This window comes from Phormidium sp. CCY1219, from assembly GCF_035615515.1.
Classification (GTDB): Bacteria; Cyanobacteriota; Cyanobacteriia; order Cyanobacteriales; family Laspinemataceae; genus CCY1219.
On record NZ_JAJENT010000672.1, the window covers coordinates 1 to 4,741 of the forward strand.

Below are 4,741 nucleotides of genomic sequence, written 5' to 3' on the forward strand. Positions count from 1 at the left end.
GGAGCCGGATGAGGTGAAAGTCTCAAGTCCGGTTCTGAAGACGAGTAGTTCTGGTGACGGAATTGCTTAGTTTAACTCCAGTGATGCGCGTTGACCCAATAGCAGAGAATTTAGTGAATATGGTATCAACTCAAGTTAAGGCGGTGGAAAACACAGGTCGTCAGTATCTACCCCAACAAAGCGGAGAAACCGAAACTCGTTCGCCGAACCAGGAGCTGTTGCCCCTGAGTGCCAGAGCGAACGAGAAAGATCGGTTAGAGATTGGGGGTTGCGATGTAGCGACCCTGGTGGAGCAATTTGGCTCGCCGTTGTATATTTTAGACGAAGCCACCTTGAGAGCGGCTTGTCGGCAGTATGTGGACTCCTTATCTCGGTACTATCCCGGAGAGTCGCAGGTCTTGTATGCCTCAAAGGCGTGGAGTGCGGTGGCCATTTGCGCGATCGCGGCGCAAGAGGGGTTAGGCATTGATGTAGTCAGTGGTGGAGAGCTCTATACCGCTCTAGAAGCGGGAGTCAAGCCCGAGAAGATTTACCTGCACGGCAACAATAAATCCCGGGAAGAGTTAGAGCAAGCGGTTGCTTGTGGCTGCACGATCGTGGTAGACAACTGGCTGGAGTTGCAGATGGTGGGGGAAATTGCCGAAAAAGCGGCAGAAGCGATCCGCATCATGGTGCGCTTCACCCCCGGGATCGAGTGTCACACCCACGAATACATCCGCACCGGGCATCTCGACAGTAAATTTGGCTTCGATCCCGAAGGAATGGACGATGTATTTCGCTGGGTGAAAGAGCATCCGAGGCTATCGCTAATCGGCTTGCACGCGCATATTGGCTCGCAGATATTCGAGCGACAGCCGCATCGGGATCTCGGTGGCGTGATGGTGCAGTGGTTGGGAAAAGCAGCCAGTTATGGATTGCAGATCGAGCAACTGAATGTTGGCGGGGGTTTGGGCATTCGCTATACGGAAGCCGACGATCCGCCGAGTATCGAGGAATGGGTGAAGGGAGTCAGCGAAGCGATCGCCGATGAGTGTAAGGCTCAGCAGGTAAACTTGCCGAAATTGCTTTGCGAACCCGGGCGATCGCTGATCGGACCGGCTTGCATCACCGCTTACCGGATCGGCTCGCGCAAAGCCATCCCGGGAATCCGCACCTACATTGCAGTGGATGGCGGCATGTCCGACAATCCCCGACCGATCACCTACCAATCCAGCTATCGCGCCGTACTCGCCAATCGGATGTCCGCGTCGGTAGCCGAGACTGTTACCATAGCGGGTAAGCACTGCGAATCTGGCGACATCGTAATCCACGATGCCGAGCTGCCGGAAACGAACAGTGGCGACATTCTAGTGGTGATGGCCACCGGTGCCTACAATTACAGTATGGCCTCCAATTATAACCGGGTACCCCGACCGGCCACCGTACTCGTGGCAGAGGGAGCAGCCAATATCATTATCGCTCGCGAAACCTACGAAGATTTGATTCGACACGATCGCCTGCCAGAACGGCTCGTTAACCGGGGTTAACCTCACGGCGAGGGGCGATTGGGTGGGGTGAACCTCTGGGGTCAACCGATGCGATCGGGTTGGTGGTCACGGTTCGATCCGGCTGGCCGATTCCCCACCCCCTTGACCCCGGGGTGCCCCGGAAATAGAACCCGCCAAACCGCAAGCAGCTAGAGCGGAGGCTAGCTGAGTAATCTTCATGCCGTAGAAGCGCAAGGATAGTCGAGATCCAATGGGATATTTGTGGATGCAATTGTCGATCGACCCAACCTGGGTTCAGTCCTTGTTGCTTCACATGCTTGAAATTTGGAAGCAATGGCTCAAAGGTCCGCTCGACATCATCTTCGTGTTGGCGCTGACCTATATGGTGCTGGTCATCATTGGGGAGCGCCGCACCCTCTGGATCGTTCGCGGCTTTATCATTCTGATGGTGGCGGCAACCTTAAGCAGCCAACTCAAGCTGGATTTACTGAGTTTTGTCTTACATAAGTTAGTCATCGGCTCCGCTGTGGCAATGGCGGTGATGTTGCAGTCGGAGTTCCGTCGATTTCTCGAACAACTGGGTAAAGGCGAAATCAAGCAACTGTTTCAACCCGATCGGCAAACAATTCCCAAACCCGATAGCACGATCGATGAAATTGTTGATGCAGTGAAAGAACTCTCCCAAAACCGCACCGGGGCTTTAATGATTCTCGAAACCAGTGGGCCGATTGACGAACGAGATTTTTCGGTTCCCGGGGTGAGGATCAATGCAGAAGTGTCCAAAGAACTGTTGCAAACCATTTTTCAAACCAGTACCCTGTTGCATGATGGAGCACTTTTAATTCGATCGTCTCGCATTCTGGCGGCGGGGGTAATTCTACCCCTTTCGGAACGTTCGGCCTCCCGTCAACTGGGAACTCGCCACCGGGCAGCAATGGGAATTACCGAACGGGTCGAAAATTGCGTTTGCGTTGTTGTATCTGAAGAAACTGGCTCGATCTCGCTGGCAGAAAAGGGGGTGCTGAATCGACCGTTAACCAGCTCTAAACTGAAAGAACTGCTACAAGCGCGATTCTCGCAATCTGTGGAGCGCGAAGCAGTGGCTCCAGATTTGCGAAATTTGGGTCGCCAGCTTATTGCCAAAGGATTGAGTCTTTTTTCGCGTTTGCTGCGTCTTCCATCATCGGCTTCACGAGAGAAAAAATGATTACCAAGTCATCAACTTTACAACAGTTGCCTGCTGACCTCGACCGAGAGCGACTGCCCCGACATGTGGCAGTCATTATGGATGGAAATGGTCGTTGGGCAAAGCGTCAGGGAATGCCGCGCATTATGGGGCACCGACGGGGGGTAGATGCCCTGAAAGATTTGCTGCGCTGCTGTAAGGATTGGGGGATTAAAGCCCTCACCGCTTATGCGTTTTCGAGCGAAAACTGGGGCCGCCCTTTGGAAGAGGTTAATTTTTTGATGACTTTGTTCGAACGGGTCTTGCGACAAGAACTCCAGGAGATGATGGAGGAAAACGTGCAAATTAACTTTGTGGGGAATTTGCAAGCGTTGCCACCATCCTTGCAAGCGGAGATTGCCCGCTCGATGGAACAAACTCGTCAGAATGAGGATATTGCGTTTACGGTGGCGACCAATTACGGGGGTCGTCAGGAGATTTTGCAAGCTTGTCGGGCGATCGCCACTCAGGTACAGCAAGGTTTAATCCACCCGGATGACATTGACGAAGTATTGTTCGAACGCCATCTTTACACCACTAATGTGGGGGATCCGGACCTGCTGATTCGCACCAGCGGCGAAATGCGGATTAGCAATTTTCTCCTCTGGCAATTGGCTTATTCGGAACTCTACGTCACCGATACGTTATGGCCGGATTTCGATCGCCAGGAATTCCATCTGGCGTTGCGTTCCTATCAACAACGCCATCGCCGCTTTGGCAAGGTCTGACCCGCCCACGCGAGGAGTCGGAAAACGGGAGCGAATTCTCTGTCCATTCCCCCTTATTTCCCGTTCTCCCGCGCTTTCCCCGCCTACGGTCCGCTAAATACCGCTTCTTCCACATCTCGCCGACTCAGGGAATATTTGAACGATCGCTGAATATCCTGTCCCCCCGTCCCGGAATTGATATAGCGCACGGTAATTTCTTCAGTGTCGAGCCACAGTTGCGCGGTCCAACTGGGCCGTTCCACAAACCAACAATTGCGCTCTTCTGAGTCTTGCTTGCATCCAAGCTGTTGCAGCCAATGCTCGATTTTGGGCAGGGGATGATTGTACAAGGGGGTATCGGGTTGCGGCAGTATCATGGATTTTCCAACGTTAACTGGGCTGAGTGCTGATGAAATCTCGATTGGTTTGCGGCGGTTCTGGGGAGTTGCCTGGGGATTTGTCCAAAGTCGAGCGATCGCCTCTGGCAGGAGTTCAACTTCCTCAAAATCTTACCGCGAATTCGGGATAATTTGGGGGATGGATTCGCCAAGCTCATCCGGGGTCCCTAGGTGGCGATCGCTCCGTGCAAAGGGGTTGACATTTGACTCGATTTGTGCATCTACGCTTTCCCCGGGGTTCGGTGCGGTGTCGAGTCCCATCGGTTGAAATGCGGCATCCCCGCGCATCAATCCAATGGCGATCGCTAACAGCAAACAGCCCACCAAGGTTAACCCCAAAATAAACAAGGCAAATAGCTCTCCCGCCGACAAGGGCCGGTCTGTGGGGTCGATATATGCGGCTGAAGACCTGAACGATTGCGACTTGGCATCCGCCCGCTTTACCGTCGACGGCGGCATCACTGCATAGCGATAGCTGCGCCCGCGATTCAGGCGCAACTGAAAATCATAAAGCTGTCTCTGCTGCGGATCGCTCAGGGTGGCATAGGCTTCCTTCAGTTGTTGGAACTTCTCCCGCGCTACATCCGAGGGCAGTTCCGTGGTATCGGGATGGTAGCGCTTGCTCAATTCCCGATAGGCACGCCGAATCTCCCCGGCGGTGGCTGTAGTTGACAGTTCCAGCAAGCTGTAGTAGTTCGGGAGACCCCGGGGAAAGGGTGGGATCCCTGAGGTTGGGTTGTTTGGATTTGTGCGGTTCTCAGTCACAGCAAATACTCGGAGCGCCAGGTTGCTTGATATTCTATCGAAACTGAACTCATTTTGATACTCCCTACGGATAAATCCGAGAGATTCTTAAAGAGTCCAAAGTCGGACTTTTAAAGGCGCTTTTCCCCACACCCCTACTGACTCCATTGAGATTGAACC

Annotated in this window: 5 protein-coding genes; 3 read left to right on the forward strand and 2 right to left on the reverse strand. The window is 53.5% G+C overall.

The window, feature by feature from the left end:
* Nucleotides 1-119 precede the first annotated feature (119 nt).
* The 3 genes from lysA to LKK83_RS19500 all read left to right on the forward strand — a co-directional run bounded on the left by lysA (nucleotide 120) and on the right by LKK83_RS19500 (nucleotide 3,440).
* Nucleotides 120-1,526 carry a diaminopimelate decarboxylase gene (lysA, locus tag LKK83_RS19490; protein ID WP_324632965.1) on the forward strand — a complete coding sequence of 469 codons (1,407 nt, stop codon included), beginning with the start codon at nucleotides 120-122 and terminating at the stop codon, nucleotides 1,524-1,526.
* 211 nt (nucleotides 1,527-1,737) lie between these two features.
* Nucleotides 1,738-2,694, forward strand: a complete 957-nt coding sequence (gene cdaA, locus LKK83_RS19495) for a diadenylate cyclase CdaA (protein ID WP_442957342.1) — start codon at nucleotides 1,738-1,740, stop codon at nucleotides 2,692-2,694.
* On the forward strand, nucleotides 2,691-3,440 hold the full coding sequence (locus LKK83_RS19500; RefSeq protein ID WP_324632962.1) for an isoprenyl transferase: 750 nt from the start codon (nucleotides 2,691-2,693) through the stop codon (nucleotides 3,438-3,440). Before cdaA ends, LKK83_RS19500 begins: the two co-directional genes overlap by 4 nt.
* A gap of 83 nt (nucleotides 3,441-3,523) precedes the next feature.
* On the opposite strand, the gene LKK83_RS19505 is transcribed toward LKK83_RS19500, so the two are convergent.
* Both LKK83_RS19505 and LKK83_RS19510 read right to left on the reverse strand, forming a co-directional pair.
* Complete coding sequence (locus tag LKK83_RS19505; protein ID WP_324632963.1) at nucleotides 3,524-3,796, reverse strand: DUF3143 domain-containing protein; 273 nt, start codon at nucleotides 3,794-3,796, stop codon at nucleotides 3,524-3,526.
* Nucleotides 3,797-3,928: 132 nt separating this feature from the next.
* Nucleotides 3,929-4,501 (reverse strand): J domain-containing protein, encoded by a 573-nt coding sequence (locus LKK83_RS19510; RefSeq protein WP_324632964.1) that lies wholly within the window; start codon nucleotides 4,499-4,501, stop codon nucleotides 3,929-3,931.
* Between the last annotated feature and the right edge of the window lie 240 nt (nucleotides 4,502-4,741).

Excerpts from the sequence above, each read along its gene's own strand:
- lysA (WP_324632965.1), top strand. The coding sequence starts at position 120 with ATGGTATCAACTCAAGTTAAGGCGGTGGAAAACACAGGTCGTCAGTAT.
- cdaA (WP_442957342.1), top strand. The coding sequence starts at position 1,738 with ATGGGATATTTGTGGATGCAATTGTCGATCGACCCAACCTGGGTTCAG.
- LKK83_RS19500 (WP_324632962.1), top strand. The coding sequence starts at position 2,691 with ATGATTACCAAGTCATCAACTTTACAACAGTTGCCTGCTGACCTCGAC.
- LKK83_RS19505 (WP_324632963.1), bottom strand. The coding sequence starts at position 3,796 with ATGATACTGCCGCAACCCGATACCCCCTTGTACAATCATCCCCTGCCC.